We start from the raw sequence: 14,131 nt of genomic DNA on the forward strand, positions 1-14,131 counted from the left end.
ACGCCCCTGTCACCGAATTACATAGCCAAGCGGCTGGTGATGATCGTCTATACGCTCTTCATCGTATCGCTCATCGTCTTCGCCATAACCCAGATCCTGCCTGCCGACGCCGCGGTCATGATGCTGGGCGAGAACGCCACCCAGGAGGCGCTTGATGCGCTGCGCCAGACCATGGGTCTGGACGCGCCGATCTGGCAGCAATATTTCAGCTGGCTCTGGCACGTCGTGCAGGGCGATCTCGGGACCTCGCTGCGCACCGGCCAGCCGGTCGGCCCGGTCATGTTCGAGGCGCTCGGGCGTTCGCTTCTGCTGGCCGTGCTGTCCATCGGTCTCATGCTGGTGCTTGCCATCCCGCTCGGCATCATCGCGGCCGTCCGCCGCGGCAAGATCGCCGACATGTTGGTCAGCCTCGTGTCCTATGCCGGTGTGGCGCTGCCGGAATTCGTTACCGCGACCATCGCCGTTCTCGTCTTCGCCGACTGGATGAAGTGGCTGCCGCCGACCGGCTATGTTCCTCTGACGGAAAACTTCACGGCCGGCCTCGCCCACCTCGTGCTGCCCGTCTGCGTCATCTCGGTGATCCTGATCGCCCACGTCTCGCGCATGGTTCGCTCCGAACTCGTCGACGTGCTGCATACGGACTATATCCGTGCTGCCCGCCTCAAGGGTATTCCGCGCCGCGAAGTCCTGCGTCGCCATGCGCTGCGCAACGCGCTTCTGCCGACGATCACCATCGTCGCGCTCGACGTCGGTTATCTTCTTGGCGGCGTCATCGTTGTGGAAGAGATCTTCGCCATTCCCGGCATCGGCCGCCAGCTGATCGTCGCCATCCAGGCGCGCGACCTGCCTGCCATCCAGGCCGGCGTGCTGATCATGGCCGCCACTTACTCCATCGTCAATTTCATCGCCGACATCCTCTATGCCTGGCTCGACAAGAGGATCCAGTATGACTGAGTTCATGAAACGTCTGCTGAAGACGCCTCAGGGCGCCATCGGTCTCGGCCTCGTGGTTCTGGTCCTGCTGATCGTCGTCGCCGGCCCGCTGGTTGCTCCGCACGATCCGGAAAAGCTCGCGCCGCTCGCCCGATACAAGGGTCCGAGCCTGACCTACTGGCTCGGCACCGACCAGTATGGCCGCGACATCTTCAGCCGTCTTCTGATCGGCGCCCGTGCCACCGTCGTCATGGCGGTCGCCGCCACTATCGTCGGCACGCTGATCGGCGCGCTGATCGGCACCGCATCCGCCTTCCTTGGCGGCCGCGCCGACGAACTGATCATGCGCACGATCGACGCCGTCATGTCGATCCCCAGCCTGCTTTTTGCACTTCTCGTGGTGAACCTCCTCGGCTCCAGCACCGTCAATGCGCTGGTTGCCGTCGCCATCGCCTTTGCGCCGGGCATGGCCCGCATCACCCGAAGCGTCGCGCTATCGGTGCGCAAGCAGGATTACGTCAACGCGGCCATCGCCCGTGGCGAAAGCTCGGCTTACATCATCCGTCGCGAGATGCTGCCGAACGTCATTGCGCCAATCATCGTCGAGATGACGATCCGCGTGTCTTTTGCCGTGATGTTGTTTGCGACGCTCTCCTTCCTTGGCCTCGGCGCACAGCCGCCGGCTGCCGAATGGGGCCTGATGGTCTCGGAAGCGCGCCGCTACATGCACCTTTCCGCCGGCATCCTGATCTGGCCGAGCGTGGCGATCGCCATCGTCGCCGTCGGCTTCAACCTTCTGGGCGACGGTCTCCGCGATGCCCTCAATCCGCGGACCTGAGGTGAAACCCATGACCAACATAGAAAATCGCCCAGTTCTGGCTGTCGAAAACTACTCGCTGGACTACGAGACCGCCAACGGCCCGTATCACGCGCTGAAGAACATCAACCTCTCGATCAACCGTGGCGAGATCCTCGGCCTCGTCGGCGAGAGCGGCTCGGGCAAGACCTCGCTCGCCTGGTCGATCATGCGCTACCTGCCGCAGAACGCCGGCGAACCGGGCGGCCGCATCCTGCTCGGCGGCGACAACCTGCTCGAAAAGTCCGAACGCGAGATGGAAACGTTTCGCGGCCGGCGGATCAGCATGGTGTTCCAGGATCCGAGCACGTCCCTCAACCCGACCCTGTCGCTCGGCACCCAGCTTACCGAAGTGCTGATCCGCCATCGCGGCCTGACGCGCCAGCAGGCGTGGAAGGAAGGCGAGGCGCTTCTCGACCGCGTCGGCCTGAAGACGCCGGGGCAGATGATGCTCCGCATGCCGCACGAAGCTTCCGGCGGCGAAAAGCAGCGCGTCGTCATCGCATCCGCCTTTGCCTGCAACCCGGAATGCATCATCTTCGACGAACCAACCACGGCGCTCGACGTCATTACCTCGCGGCAAATCCTCGATCTCTTCGTCGAACTGCAGGCCGAAACCGGCGTCGCGTCGCTCTATATCTCTCATGACCTTGCGCTCGTTGCCCGCACCGCAGGCCGCGTCGCTGTCATCAAGCGCGGCGATATCGTCGAGCAGGGCACAGTCCGCGACATCTTCACCAATCCGCAACAGGACTACACGAAGGAACTGATCGCGGCCGTCCCCGATCCCTCCCATCGTCTGGTCAAGGACGACGTGGCCATCACCGAAACGCCGCTGGTGAAGGTCGAGAAAGTCAGCGTCCATTTCGGCCGCAAGCCGTTCCTCGCGGCGCTCACCGGCAAGAAGACCGAGCGCGTCACCGGCAACAACGCCATCAGCCTCAGCGTCAATCCGGGCGAAATTCTCGGCATCGTCGGCGAATCCGGTTCCGGCAAGTCGACGCTCGCCAAGGCGATGACCGGCCTCAACCGTTTCGAGGGCAAGATCTGGTTCGACGGGCGCGAGATCAAGAGCCTGAGCGATATGGACAATGCCTATCGCAAGGATGTCCAGATCATCTTCCAGCATCCGGACGCCTCGCTCAATCCGCGCCAGAAGATCTCCGAAATCCTGTCACGGCCGCTGAAACTGTTCGGCGACGCCACTGATCTGGAAAAGAAGGTCGGCGATATGCTGGAGCAGGTGCGCCTGCCGCGCACCCATGCCAACCGCTATCCGCATCAGCTTTCGGGCGGCGAAAAGCAGCGTGTGGCGATCGCCCGCGCCTTTGCCTCCAAGCCGAAACTCGTCATCTGCGACGAGATTACCTCGGCGCTCGACGTCTCGGTTCAGGCTTCCGTCGTGGAACTGCTGCTCGAACTGCAGAAGGCGAGCGGCACGGCCTATCTCTTCATCACCCACGATCTCAACCTCATCCGCCAGATCGCCCACCGGATTGCCGTCATGTATCGCGGCGACCTGATCGAGGTGGTGAAGGCTGAAGAGATCGATAGTCCCGACCGGGCGGATTACACGCGCCGCCTGATCGAGGCGGTGCCGCGCGCCGCCGCAAACTACCAGTGACCCCAATTCCAGTGAGAATGCATCAAGGAGCATGACAATGGACCCGAAGTCCCTTCTGGACCGGATCGACGAAAAGGCCTGCCTCGATTTCCTGTCGAATATGGTCCAGCACAAGAGCCATTCGGAAACCGAAGGCGAGAAGGATCTCGCCCGCTGGATGGCCAAGGAGCTTGAAAAGATCGGCGTCGATGCCGAGCTGCAGCCCTTCGATGAAGGCCGACGCTTCAACACGATCGGCCGCCTGAAGGGCGAAGGCGGCGGCAAGAGCCTGCTGTTCAACGGCCATCTCGACACCAATCCGGTGACCGAGGGCTGGACGGTCGATCCTTATGCGGGCCTCGTCGACGACAAGTTCATCTACGGCATCGGCGTGTCCAACATGAAGGCCGGCGATGCGGCCTATTTCTGCGCCGTGAAGACGCTGCTCGATGCCGGCGTCAAACTGAAGGGCGATGTCGTCCTGACCTTCGTCGTCGGCGAGCTGCAGGGCGGCGTCGGCACGCTGGCTGCGATCCATAGCGGCGTGAAGGCGGACTATTTCATCAACAGCGAGCCGAGCGATCTCGTTGCCGTCACCATGCATGCGGCGGCACTCAGCTACGTCATCGAACTGACGGGCGACACACGTCACCTGTCGAAGCGCGAGGAATCCGTCGACGCCATCGCGGCCGCCTGCGATATCATTCCGCGCATCAATGCGATGACCTTCAGCGGCGCCAAGAGTGACACGCACAGGTCGATCAATCGCGGCCATGTCGGCGTCGTCCATGGCGCGCTCGGCCGTGACTTCGCCGAATGGCGTCCGCCGCAGGTGGCCGATTTCGTTCGCCTGCGCGGTTCGCTGCGTTATGCGCCGGGCCAGACCCAGGAAAGCGTGCTGGCAGACGTGGATGCGGAACTACGCCTCCTCGAAGGCCGCTTCCCGGGCCTCAAGGCCAAGCTGGTTCCCGACATGATCGAAGGCCGCCCGCTGATGCCGCCCTTCGAAGTCTCGCCGGATAGCCGCATCGTCAAGTCGATCAATGCCGCCTATGAAGCCGTTCGCGGCGAAAAGCAGCCGACCGGCGCGATCACGCCGACCCGCTTCTACGGCACCGATGCCGGCCACCTCTACAAGGAGCTCGGCATGGAAGGTATCGTCTGCGGACCGGGTGGCCGCTACAACACCATGCCCGACGAGCGCGTCGACATCATTGACTATCTCGACATGATCCGGGTCTACATGCTGACCATCCTCGATATCTGCGAGGTGGCATAACATGTTCTCCCGGGCGGAATATGATCGTCGTATCGCTCTCGCCCGGGACGCCATGGCGTCTTCTGGCGCCGATCTGCTCCTCGTCGACAGCGGCGAGTTACTGGCCTGGCTGACGGGCTATACCGTCTCCGAAACCATGTATCGCGCGGCCTTCCTGCCGCGCGAGGGCGACGCCTGGTTCACGCTGCGCGCGCTCGACGAGGCGCCCTGCCGCGAAAAGAGCTGGATCACCGATGTCGTCGGTTTTGTCGACACGGAGGAAGCGCAGGCGGCCGTCGCTGCGAGCATCCGCGACCACGGCTTCGGCAAGGCGCGCATTGGGCTCGACACCAATTCCTACAGCATGAGTGCCGCCACCTTCATGCGTCTCACCCAGCTTCTGCCCGAAGCAACCTTCATTCCCATGCCGGGCCTGAGCGACAGCCTGCGCTGGGTGAAGTCGCAGGAAGAGATCGCCGTTCTGCAGCAGGCCGCCGAGGTCGCCGACAAGGCGATGGCCGCGATAGCTACCCAGTCGAAGCCCGGCATGACGACGCGCGACGCTGCCGCCATCGCATCCGGTGTCTTCCTGCGCGAAGGTGCCGATACGGGCGAGGTCGGCCCGGTGGTCAAGGCATCCGGCAGCCACGAATTCCTGCACGGCGTGTTCAAAACCGAGGCGATCATGGAGGGTGATGTCCTGCATGTCGAACTCATCCCGCGCGTCGGCAATTATGGTGCGCGGATGATGCGCCCGATCGTGGTCGGTACTCCTTCCGCTGAACTCGCCGCCGCCGCCGAAAAACTGGTCGTATTGCAGGACCGCCAGATCGCGGCGATGAAGCCAGGTGCGATTGCGCGCGATGTCGATGCGATCATGCGCCAGGGCGCGCTCGATGCGGGTCTGCGTCCGGTCTATGAGAACGTCACGGCTTATACGCTCGGGCTCTATACCCGCACGCCGCGCACCAGCGATTTTTCCGGCGTCTTCCTGCCGACATCAGACTGGCCGCTGCAAGAAGGCATGGTCTTCCATCTCTACGCCACGGCTCAGGGGCTCGGCTTCAGCGAAACAGTGGTTGTCGGAAAGGATGGCGGTATCCGACTGACGCAAACCCCGCGCCGCATCCTGACGGCGTAAACCTCAGCGTCCGCGATAGACGAAGGGCGGCGGTTCGGCGAGGCTGTCGGCCTCCGCCTGTTCAGTCAGCATCTGGCGCAGCGGTGAGCGGATGCAGACCGGATCGGTCGCCGACGCATCGCCCGCCAGCGCCATCGCCTGGCAGCGGCAGCCGCCGAAATCGATCGCCTTGCGGTCGCAGCTGCGGCACAGTTCCGGCATCCAGCTGTCGCCACGATAGGCGTTGAAGGCCTGGCCGTCGTACCAGATTTCGGCCAGCGGCTTATCTTTTACGTTGTCGAACTGAAGCGAAGGGATGGTTTCGGCCGCATGGCAGGGCAGGACCTTGCCGGATGGCGTCACGTTGAGCCCGGTACGTGCCCAGCCGCCCATGCAGGCCTTCGGATAGCTCGCATGATGGTCCGCGCCGACATAGTCGATGACGATCACGCCCTCGAGCCGCTTGCGCTGCTCTTCGACAAAGGCATTGGCGCGCAAAAACTGTTCCTTGGTCGGCATCAGCGCCTTGCGGTTCCTGTCGGCCCAGCCGTGGAACTGCACCGTGGCGATCTCGATGCGCCGGGCGCCGAGCTTGACCGCAAGATCCAGCATGTCGCCCATCTGATCCATGTTCTGCTTGTGGCAGACTGCATTGACCGTGAGCGGAATGCCGGCGGCATGGGTCCATTCGGCAACCGCGATCTTGCGGTCATAGCCCCCCTTGTAACCGCCGACAAAGTCGGCCAGTTCCGGTGTGGCGCCCTGGATGGAAAGCTGCAGGTGGTCGAGACCTGCGTCGGACAGCTCGGCGATCCGCTTTTCCGTCAGGCCGACGCCTGAGGTGATGAGGTTGGTGTAGAGCCCGGCCTTGGCTGCAGCAGCGGTCAGTTCCACCAGGTCGCGCCGAGATGCCGGTTCACCGCCGGAAAGATGCAGATGCAGCACGCCGAGAGAGGCCGCTTGCTTGAAGACGTCAATCCATTCTTCGGTGGAAAGCTCCGACTTTATGCCGTCGAGTTCCAGCGGGTTGGAGCAATAGGGGCAGGCGAGCGGGCAGCGATGGGTCAGCTCCGCGAGCATGGCGATCGGTGCCGGAATGCGGATGCGTCCGCCGGCCCATTCGCTTGTTCGTGGAATGCTGACATGCTCGTTCACGGCTTCAACTCCAGCATCCGTCGCTTGGAAAACTCGTCGACGAAGGCAATGACGTCGCCGAGGATCTGTTCCTTCGGCGCTTCGAACTTGACCGAGAATTCCTCGGCAATGGCATCGAGACTGCGCTCGCCGTCGAGCGCATTGACGATCATGACTGCGATATCATCCAGCGCCAAAGCTCGCTCGGGGGCGAGAAGCACGGTCTGGCCCCGTACCGGATCTTCCCGCAGCCTCACGCCGCGAGCCAGCTTGGCGATCGTGTCGGCGGTCACTAGAATGGCGGCCTGTTCGCTCATTCCGCCGCTCCCTTGAGTGCAGGCTGATCGAGATCACCGACCACACCCTCCTTGCCGTCCCAGCCGCCGGGCGGCAGAAGGGCAGGGGAAACATAGGCGTGATGCAGCGCATCGAGCTGCGCCCACAGAACATCGGTCTTGAAGGTCAGCGCCGCGGCGGCAGCGTCCTGCTTCTCAAGCGTATCCGCGTGATCCAGCACATAGTTGAGACCGAAGGCCACATCCACCGGTGCTTCGTCGAGTCGCTTGCGGAAGTAGGACAGAGCCTGCTCGTTGGCGAATGCATAATGTTCGATCAGGCCGGCAATGCGGTTCTTGTGAATGGCCGGCGCAAAAAGCTCGGTCAGCGATGCAGCTACCGCATCGATCAGCGGCATATCGCGGACGAAACGCACATAGGCATCGCAGGCAAAGCGTGTCCCCGGCAAAACGCCGCGATTGGAGGCGACATAGTCGGGATCAAGGCCGACTGCTTCGGCGAGCTTCAGCCAGCGGCGGATGCCGCCGCCTTCCTCGACGCCACCGTCATGGTCCTCGATCCGTTTGCGCCAGGCACGGCGGATCGAGATATCCTCGCAGCGGGACATGAAGGCCGCGTCCTTCAGGGGAATGCGGCTCTGGTAATAGAAGCGATTGATGACCCACGCGCGCACCTGGGTGATGTTGCAATGACCGCCATGCAGCATGCCGTGGAACGGGTGCTTGTCATGGTAGCGGGCGTCGCCGATGGCGCGCAGCCGCGCTTCGAAATCGGTTCTGTTCTGGGCGTCACTCAAGATCGATCTCCATGCCGTCATAGGCGACGTTGAAACCAACCGCCTCAACCGCGTCCCGTTCCGGCCCTTGGCGCCAAATCGGGTTCGTATTGTTGATATGGACATAGACCATGCGGCCTATGCTGAGTCTGGACAGAAGTTCCAGGCTGCCTTCGGGGCCGGAAATCTGCATATGCCCCATCCGCTGCCCTGTCTTGACGCCAGTTCCCACCCGGATCATCTCGTCATCGGTGAAAACAGTACCGTCGAAGAATACCAGATCGGCACCGCGGATGCGATCGGCCAGCCAGTCCGGAAGCGTCGCGCATCCCGGAATATAGTAGGCGCGGCGACCATTCGCCACGAATTCGATGCCGATCGTCTGCTCGCCTTCGAGCCCGAGTTCCGGCTCGCCCTCTTCGAGATAGAGAGCCACCTTGCCGGGCACGGCGAAGATGCGGGCATTCAATCCGTCTACCGGCTGGAAGCTTTCGTCGAGCCTGATCGTGCGCCGAGTGACGAAGTCGGGATCCAGAACCTTGAAGACCGGACTTCCGTCAAGCACCTTGCCGATGGCAGATGTCGCGTAGAGGTCGAAGGCCTGCTTTTCACGGATCGTCAGCAGCCCGCCGATATGATCGACATCGGCATTGGTGATGACCACGCTGCGGATCGGGCTATGGCGAAGGGTCTTGGGATACAGCGCTGGTGTCTGCTGGATCTGCTGGCGGATATCGGGAGATGCGTTGAAGACCGCCCAATGCTCTCCGTCGATACTCACGGCCAGAGACGACTGCGTCTGGGGCGAGACGTCGGAAGACGGGTCGCGGGCAGCGGCGCAGTTGGGGCAATTACAATTCCATTGCGGCAACCCGCCGCCAGCCGCCGAGCCGAGCACGAGAAAACGAAAACTGGTCATTGATTCTCGTGCCTAGCAGTATCAGAACAGGACGGGTTCATCACCGTCCGGCTGGGCGTAGCGGTTGATTTCCATGCCGCAGCTGACTTCAACGAACTTAGGTGCAGTCCACTTCATGATAGTCTCCTTTCTGAGGGCCTTTGTTTGGCCCTATTTTGTCATATGCGCTCCGCCTCCGTTTGTACAAGAGGGAATGTGCATACGCCGTTTGACTTGCTCCCGATAAGCAACCACCAAGAAGGCGAAAGATGTTGTGACAACGGCATCTTCGGATGGGCAAATGCAGATTAAAAACCTGCTGTCTTTGATCAACTTTTTGGGAGCGGAGGGTATGATCGGGTTCGCTTACGCATCAATGCCTGTGCCGGCCCTTGCGGACAGCCGGGGATGTTGCGCTCTACGATCCCATTGCCTGCGTGATCTGGTCGCGAAGGAACCCGCGCAGCTTTCGGGCTTCGCCGCTCATGGCGCGCCCTTTGCGGCTGACGATGAAATAATAGTGGCTGACGACGGGATCGGTGATCGGGATCTCGACCAACCCGGCAGGCAACGTCTTTCCAAGCGACAATGCCGGCAGAATGCCGATCGCCGTGCCGGCGAGCACGGCACCGATCAGCGACTGGCGATAGCGATAGGTTCCATGCGGGATGAATCGCAGCCCCTGCGCGGCCATCGTCGCCTCGATGGTTCTGTAGACTGGCGTATCCGGCTTGTAGCTGACCACCTTCTGCAGAGCGATCTCGCTCCACGTCAATTCGGACTGGTGCGCAGCCCAATGAGCGGGTGACGCGACCGCGCAGAGCTTTACAGCGAACAGGAAGTCGGCCTCGAGCGTTTCGGGATCGAAGGGGCCATGTCCCACACCGATATCCGCCCGGCCATCGAATACATAGGGGCCGATGTCGGAGACGTCTTCCACCTCGATCTTGAGGTCCGTACTTTCGCCGTAGAGCGCAAGAGCCGCGGGCAGCAGGTAGGATGCGACGGAAGAAACGGCAGCGACGCGTACATTCGTGCGGCCTGAAGAGACCTGTTCGCGAAGGTCGCGGGCAGCCAAGGCAGTGTTGGCAAGCGTGATTTCAACCAGGGGCAGCAGTGCGCGGCCGGCATCCGTCAGCCTGACATTGCGCGTATCGCGATCAAACAACCGCGCGCCGAGATCCGCCTCGAGTTCCTTGATCGCCGCCGAGAGACCCGGCTGGGAAACACCGCAAAAATTAGCCGCCGCAGTAAAGCTCGACGTCTCCGCAAGCGCCTTGAAAAAGGTCAGATGCCTTAAATTTAGCGCATCACGCATCTTATTAATCAGAATATTGTGGTGATTTATATCTATTAATTATTTCATTTATGAATGCAACCGTGATTTTCTAGACGGCAAGCCATTCGGCACCTATTGGGCCGGCATAAACGTCTACGGGGACCCCTGTCATGAAAATCAAACTCGTCGCCATCGCGTCCGCCAGCCTTCTGGCGCTTTCAAGTGGAGCCGCGGTCGCTCAGGATCTGACGATCTCGCTCTGGGGTGGCGGCTATGCCGAAGAGTTCCGCCGCATCGTGGTGGAGCCTTTCGAGAAGGCGCACAACGTCAAGGTCACGCTCGACACCGGGCTTTCCGGCGAACGCCTCGCAAAACTGATGGCGACGGGTGGTCGCGGCACAGACCTCGTCTATTTCACGGACTACCAGATGGCCGAGCTGGCGAAGCGCGGGCTGCTGCAACCGGTCGACAAGAAGGCGCTGACCAACATGGACGCGCTACAGGATTTCGCCAGAGACCCCTTCGGCGACGGCTCCTGCCCGGCCTTCACGGTAGCGGCCGTAGGCCTTGCCTATAACAGCCAGCTGATGAAGGAAGCTCCGACCTCCTGGAAGCAGGTCGTCGATGCCGACCTGCCGGGCAAGAAGGGCTTTCCGGATATCAACATCTCCTACGGGCCACTCACCCTCGGCATGATCTCGCAGCTCGAAGGCGGCAGCCTCGAGGACATGGATCCGGGCTTTGCCAAGATCGCCAGCGTCAAGAAGAACCTGCAGATCTTTACCGGCCGTGAAATCCTCGACGCCATCAATCAGGGCGATGTGCCGCTCGCGCCGCATCTCAACATCATGGTGCGCAAGGACGACAGCGTGCCGCTACGCTTCACCTTCCCACAGGAAGGCGGCCTCGGCGTGCTCAACCTAGTCTGCATGATCAAGGGCTCGGAAAAGTCGGAGCTGGCCCAGCAGTTCATCGATTTCCATCTCTCCAAGGAAATCCAGAGCGAAATGCTGGTCAAGCAGGGTGAAGGCACGGTCCGCACCGATGTCGAGACGCCTTCCGAATCCAAGTACAACCTCATCAGCGCCGAAAACCTCGCCCGCCTGAAGTTCTTCAACGTGAACACGATCGTGTCCAATCGCGCCGATTGGATCAGCCGCTGGCAGGAAGAGGTCATCGCCGAATGACCGACATGACTTCGCCGGCCGGAACCGGCCCGGCGTTTGCGGTCGAGATGCGTGACGTTTCGAAGGTGTTCGGCGAGACCACGGTTCTCGACCGGATATCCTTCGACATCCGTCCCGGCGAGTTCGTCACCTTTCTCGGCCCGTCCGGCTGCGGCAAGACGACGTCGCTGCGCATCCTGGCCGGCTTCGAGCAGGCGACATCCGGCGATGTGCGCATCAACGGCCAGTCGGTTTCAGACATGCCGCCCTGGCATCGCGATATCGGTATCGTCTTCCAGTCCTATGCCCTGTTTCCCTATATGACGGCGCGCGACAATGTCGGCTTCGGCCTTAAGATGCGGCGCGTTCCGAAAGCTGAAATGGCGAAGCGGGTTGAAGAAGCCCTGAAGCTCGTCGGCCTTTCCGGGCTGGGCGACCGTTACCCGCGGCAGCTGAGCGGAGGCCAGCGCCAGCGTGTCGCTCTGGCGCGCGCGCTCGTCATCAAGCCGCAACTGCTTTTGCTCGACGAGCCGCTGTCCAATCTCGACGCGAAGCTGCGCAACGAGATGCGCTATGAGCTGAAGCGGATCCAGCGCGAAAGCGGGATCACAACAGTTTTCGTCACCCACGATCAGGAAGAAGCCTTCTCACTCTCGGACCGCATCGTCCTGATGAGCAAGGGGGAGATCAAGCAGGCGGGCACGTCGCGCGAGATCTGGGAAAAGCCGAGGACAGGTTTCGTCGCCGATTTCATCGGCGTCGACAATCTCCTGCCCGGAGCGGTCGAAAAGGATGGCGACGAGCTGGTCGTGCGCATTTCACCATCTGTCACGTTGAAGACAGAGATCTGCGATTTCGCGCCGGGCTCAGCGGTTCTGGTTGCCGTCAGGGCGAAGGATGTCATCCTCAACCCCGTGGCGGACGAGACTGCAACCGGTCTAAACGTATTTGCGGGCAATATCATCGATGTCGAATATCGCGGCGAGCGATGCGCCTGTCGCGTCCGATGCGAGGGTATCGACCAGACCTTGGTGGCATTGGTCGCGTCCTCGCACGTTCCATCCGGCGCGGTGACCCTGTCCTTTGCTTCGGACGCCGTGATGGTACTGACCGATGACCGGTGATCGACAAAGCCACAGGTCCATGACGGCCTGGGCACTCTCGTCCCCGGCTGTCCTGCTGGTGCTGGTAGTTGCGATCACGCCGTCGCTGATCCTTCTCTACCAGGCTTTTCGCACGCCTGACGGCGCGGCCTTCACGCTCGAGCATTTCGAGCGTCTGTTCAACAGCCGCATCGCTGGCCAGGCCTTCTGGCGCACCCTGCGCGTATCGTTGATCACGACCCTGCTGACGATTGCCGGGGGCTATCCGCTCGCCATGCTGATTGCCCGTTCACGCGAGCGCGCCGCAGCGCTCATGCTCGGCATCGTCGTGTTTCCGCTGATGGTGTCGGTCGTCGTCCGCGCCTTCGGCTGGATCGTCATCCTCGGGCCAAGCGGCATCGTCAACCAGATCCTGCCGGGGATCGGCCTGATCACCGAACCTCTCGCTCTTGTGCAGAACGAGATCGGCATCATCATCGGCGAGACCCAGCTGCTTCTGCCCTACATGGTTCTGTCGCTGCTCGCGGTTCTGCGAAATGTCGATCCGCATCTGGAAGAGGCATCACTCAGCCTCGGCGCCAATCCGCTGCGCACCTTCTTCGCCGTCACGCTGCCCGTCAGCATACCGGGCCTGCTCAGCGGTGTCCTGCTTGTCTTCAGTCTCGCGATTACCGCCTTCGCAACGCCCCAGATCCTCGGCGGAGCGCGCTCGCCGATGCTGACCACGCTGCTTTATCGCAATGTATTCAGCACCTATGACTGGGCTGCTGCCGCAGCGATTGCCATCCTGCTCGCTCTGCTTGCCATCGGTTTCGTCACGCTCCAGCGCCTTGCGGGACGTCTCTGGGAGAAGTCGCATGGCTGACATCCGCCCCAAGTCGGCAAAGGCCGAGATGCTGCTCTGGTCGTTCGGTCGTGTCCTCTTCGGCGCGATCGGCTGTCTATGGCTGCTGTTCCTCGTCGCACCGCTGGTGATCGTGGTCGCGGTCTCTTTCACCAGCGCCAACTACCTGATGTTCCCGCCTCCCGGGCTTTCCCTGCAATGGTATGCGGAGGTGATGCAGCTTTCCTGGTTCCGCAGCTCGCTCATATCGAGCTTTCTCATCGCCGCGGTTTCGACGGCGATCGCTGTGGTCCTTGGCGTACTTGCGGCGCGAGCGCTGTCAAAGCGCTCGTTCCCGGGACACATGCTGATGGAATATCTCGTCCTCAGCCCGCTGCTTCTGCCCGGCGTGGTGATGGGTTTTGCACTCTTCAACGTGCTCGTGCTGCTGCATATGGAAGCGCTGGGACTGCCGAACCTGATTGTCGCGCACACGATGATCACGCTCCCCTTTGTGGTCCGCTCCGTCTGGTCGACCATGGCCGGTTCTGATGCCTCCCTGGAGGAAGCCGCCCACAGTCTGGGCGCGACCCCGCTGAAGGCGTTTCGCCATGTCGTGCTGCCGACGGCGATGCCGGGCATCGTGGCGGGCGCGATCCTCGCTTTCACCTTCTCGTTCAACGACGTGACGGTATCGATCTTCCTGGCGTCGCGGGAGGCAGGAACGCTGCCGGTCGAGCTGATGGCCGATCTCGAATATTCGGCCAATGCGGCACCCGCCGCGATCTCCTCCCTGATGATCGTGCTGATGCTGCTTCTCTTCATGGCCGTAGTCCGGCTGGGCGGCCTCAAGGCCTTCGTCAATCACTAGCATTCCTTACCGGCC

15 protein-coding genes are annotated in these 14,131 nt (G+C 61.9%); 9 read left to right on the forward strand and 6 right to left on the reverse strand.

Going from position 1 to position 14,131, the window contains the following annotated elements:
- Positions 1 to 6 precede the first annotated feature (6 nt).
- The 5 genes from BM216_RS01900 to BM216_RS01920 are packed head-to-tail and all read left to right on the forward strand — an operon-like array spanning position 7 to position 5,791.
- Entirely contained in the window at positions 7 to 954 is a 948-nt protein-coding gene (locus BM216_RS01900) for an ABC transporter permease (protein WP_092994055.1), read from the forward strand.
- Complete coding sequence (locus BM216_RS01905; RefSeq protein ID WP_092994058.1) at positions 947 to 1,771, forward strand: ABC transporter permease; 825 nt, start codon at positions 947 to 949, stop codon at positions 1,769 to 1,771. The genes BM216_RS01900 and BM216_RS01905 overlap by 8 nt, the downstream gene beginning before the upstream one ends.
- A gap of 10 nt (positions 1,772 to 1,781) precedes the next feature.
- Positions 1,782 to 3,413 carry a dipeptide ABC transporter ATP-binding protein gene (locus BM216_RS01910; RefSeq protein WP_092994061.1) on the forward strand — a complete coding sequence of 544 codons (1,632 nt, stop codon included), beginning with the start codon at positions 1,782 to 1,784 and terminating at the stop codon, positions 3,411 to 3,413.
- A 37-nt stretch (positions 3,414 to 3,450) separates the two neighbouring features.
- Positions 3,451 to 4,671, forward strand: a complete 1,221-nt coding sequence (locus BM216_RS01915; protein ID WP_092994064.1) for a M20 family metallopeptidase — start codon at positions 3,451 to 3,453, stop codon at positions 4,669 to 4,671.
- Position 4,672: 1 nt separating this feature from the next.
- A complete protein-coding gene (locus BM216_RS01920) occupies positions 4,673 to 5,791 on the forward strand; it encodes a M24 family metallopeptidase (RefSeq protein WP_092994067.1) in 1,119 nt (372 codons plus the stop codon).
- 3 nt (positions 5,792 to 5,794) lie between these two features.
- Here the strand turns inward: BM216_RS01920 and pqqE are convergent, their stop codons facing one another.
- From pqqE to BM216_RS01950, 6 genes are all read right to left on the reverse strand, one after another.
- Positions 5,795 to 6,925, reverse strand: a complete 1,131-nt coding sequence (gene pqqE / locus BM216_RS01925) for a pyrroloquinoline quinone biosynthesis protein PqqE (protein ID WP_244530039.1) — start codon at positions 6,923 to 6,925, stop codon at positions 5,795 to 5,797.
- Positions 6,922 to 7,221 (reverse strand): pyrroloquinoline quinone biosynthesis peptide chaperone PqqD, encoded by a 300-nt coding sequence (gene pqqD, locus BM216_RS01930; protein ID WP_092994070.1) that lies wholly within the window; start codon positions 7,219 to 7,221, stop codon positions 6,922 to 6,924. Before pqqD ends, pqqE begins: the two co-directional genes overlap by 4 nt.
- A complete protein-coding gene (gene pqqC, locus BM216_RS01935) occupies positions 7,218 to 8,018 on the reverse strand; it encodes a pyrroloquinoline-quinone synthase PqqC (RefSeq protein ID WP_177230677.1) in 801 nt (266 codons plus the stop codon). Before pqqC ends, pqqD begins: the two co-directional genes overlap by 4 nt.
- A complete protein-coding gene (gene pqqB, locus BM216_RS01940) occupies positions 7,990 to 8,895 on the reverse strand; it encodes a pyrroloquinoline quinone biosynthesis protein PqqB (RefSeq protein ID WP_092994076.1) in 906 nt (301 codons plus the stop codon). The genes pqqC and pqqB overlap by 29 nt, the downstream gene beginning before the upstream one ends.
- Before the next feature lie 21 nt (positions 8,896 to 8,916).
- On the reverse strand, positions 8,917 to 9,012 hold the full coding sequence (gene pqqA / locus BM216_RS01945) for a pyrroloquinoline quinone precursor peptide PqqA (protein ID WP_092994078.1): 96 nt from the start codon (positions 9,010 to 9,012) through the stop codon (positions 8,917 to 8,919).
- Between the two features lie 280 nt (positions 9,013 to 9,292).
- Positions 9,293 to 10,192 carry a LysR family transcriptional regulator gene (locus BM216_RS01950; protein WP_092994081.1) on the reverse strand — a complete coding sequence of 300 codons (900 nt, stop codon included), beginning with the start codon at positions 10,190 to 10,192 and terminating at the stop codon, positions 9,293 to 9,295.
- A gap of 131 nt (positions 10,193 to 10,323) precedes the next feature.
- On the opposite strand from BM216_RS01950, the gene BM216_RS01955 reads away from it, so the two are divergent.
- Genes BM216_RS01955 through BM216_RS01970 form a run of 4 tightly spaced genes read left to right on the forward strand, consistent with a single transcriptional unit; the run spans position 10,324 to position 14,116 of the window.
- On the forward strand, positions 10,324 to 11,340 hold the full coding sequence (locus BM216_RS01955) for an ABC transporter substrate-binding protein (protein WP_092994083.1): 1,017 nt from the start codon (positions 10,324 to 10,326) through the stop codon (positions 11,338 to 11,340).
- Positions 11,337 to 12,443, forward strand: a complete 1,107-nt coding sequence (locus BM216_RS01960) for an ABC transporter ATP-binding protein (RefSeq protein WP_210217010.1) — start codon at positions 11,337 to 11,339, stop codon at positions 12,441 to 12,443. Before BM216_RS01955 ends, BM216_RS01960 begins: the two co-directional genes overlap by 4 nt.
- A 19-nt stretch (positions 12,444 to 12,462) precedes the next feature.
- Complete coding sequence (locus BM216_RS01965; protein ID WP_177230678.1) at positions 12,463 to 13,287, forward strand: ABC transporter permease; 825 nt, start codon at positions 12,463 to 12,465, stop codon at positions 13,285 to 13,287.
- Positions 13,280 to 14,116 (forward strand): ABC transporter permease, encoded by an 837-nt coding sequence (locus tag BM216_RS01970; RefSeq protein ID WP_177230679.1) that lies wholly within the window; start codon positions 13,280 to 13,282, stop codon positions 14,114 to 14,116. The genes BM216_RS01965 and BM216_RS01970 overlap by 8 nt, the downstream gene beginning before the upstream one ends.
- The last annotated feature ends 15 nt before the right edge of the window (positions 14,117 to 14,131 follow it).

The organism is Rhizobium sp. NFR07 (assembly GCF_900111905.1).
GTDB lineage: Bacteria > Pseudomonadota > Alphaproteobacteria > Rhizobiales > Rhizobiaceae > Neorhizobium.

Excerpts from the sequence above, each read along its gene's own strand:
- BM216_RS01905 (WP_092994058.1), top strand. The coding sequence starts at position 947 with ATGACTGAGTTCATGAAACGTCTGCTGAAGACGCCTCAGGGCGCCATC.
- BM216_RS01910 (WP_092994061.1), top strand. The coding sequence starts at position 1,782 with ATGACCAACATAGAAAATCGCCCAGTTCTGGCTGTCGAAAACTACTCG.
- BM216_RS01915 (WP_092994064.1), top strand. The coding sequence starts at position 3,451 with ATGGACCCGAAGTCCCTTCTGGACCGGATCGACGAAAAGGCCTGCCTC.
- BM216_RS01920 (WP_092994067.1), top strand. The coding sequence starts at position 4,673 with ATGTTCTCCCGGGCGGAATATGATCGTCGTATCGCTCTCGCCCGGGAC.
- pqqD (WP_092994070.1), bottom strand. The coding sequence starts at position 7,221 with ATGAGCGAACAGGCCGCCATTCTAGTGACCGCCGACACGATCGCCAAG.
- pqqC (WP_177230677.1), bottom strand. The coding sequence starts at position 8,018 with ATGACGGCATGGAGATCGATCTTGAGTGACGCCCAGAACAGAACCGAT.
- pqqB (WP_092994076.1), bottom strand. The coding sequence starts at position 8,895 with ATGACCAGTTTTCGTTTTCTCGTGCTCGGCTCGGCGGCTGGCGGCGGG.
- pqqA (WP_092994078.1), bottom strand. The coding sequence starts at position 9,012 with ATGAAGTGGACTGCACCTAAGTTCGTTGAAGTCAGCTGCGGCATGGAA.
- BM216_RS01950 (WP_092994081.1), bottom strand. The coding sequence starts at position 10,192 with ATGCGTGATGCGCTAAATTTAAGGCATCTGACCTTTTTCAAGGCGCTT.
- BM216_RS01955 (WP_092994083.1), top strand. The coding sequence starts at position 10,324 with ATGAAAATCAAACTCGTCGCCATCGCGTCCGCCAGCCTTCTGGCGCTT.
- BM216_RS01960 (WP_210217010.1), top strand. The coding sequence starts at position 11,337 with ATGACCGACATGACTTCGCCGGCCGGAACCGGCCCGGCGTTTGCGGTC.
- BM216_RS01965 (WP_177230678.1), top strand. The coding sequence starts at position 12,463 with ATGACGGCCTGGGCACTCTCGTCCCCGGCTGTCCTGCTGGTGCTGGTA.
- BM216_RS01970 (WP_177230679.1), top strand. The coding sequence starts at position 13,280 with ATGGCTGACATCCGCCCCAAGTCGGCAAAGGCCGAGATGCTGCTCTGG.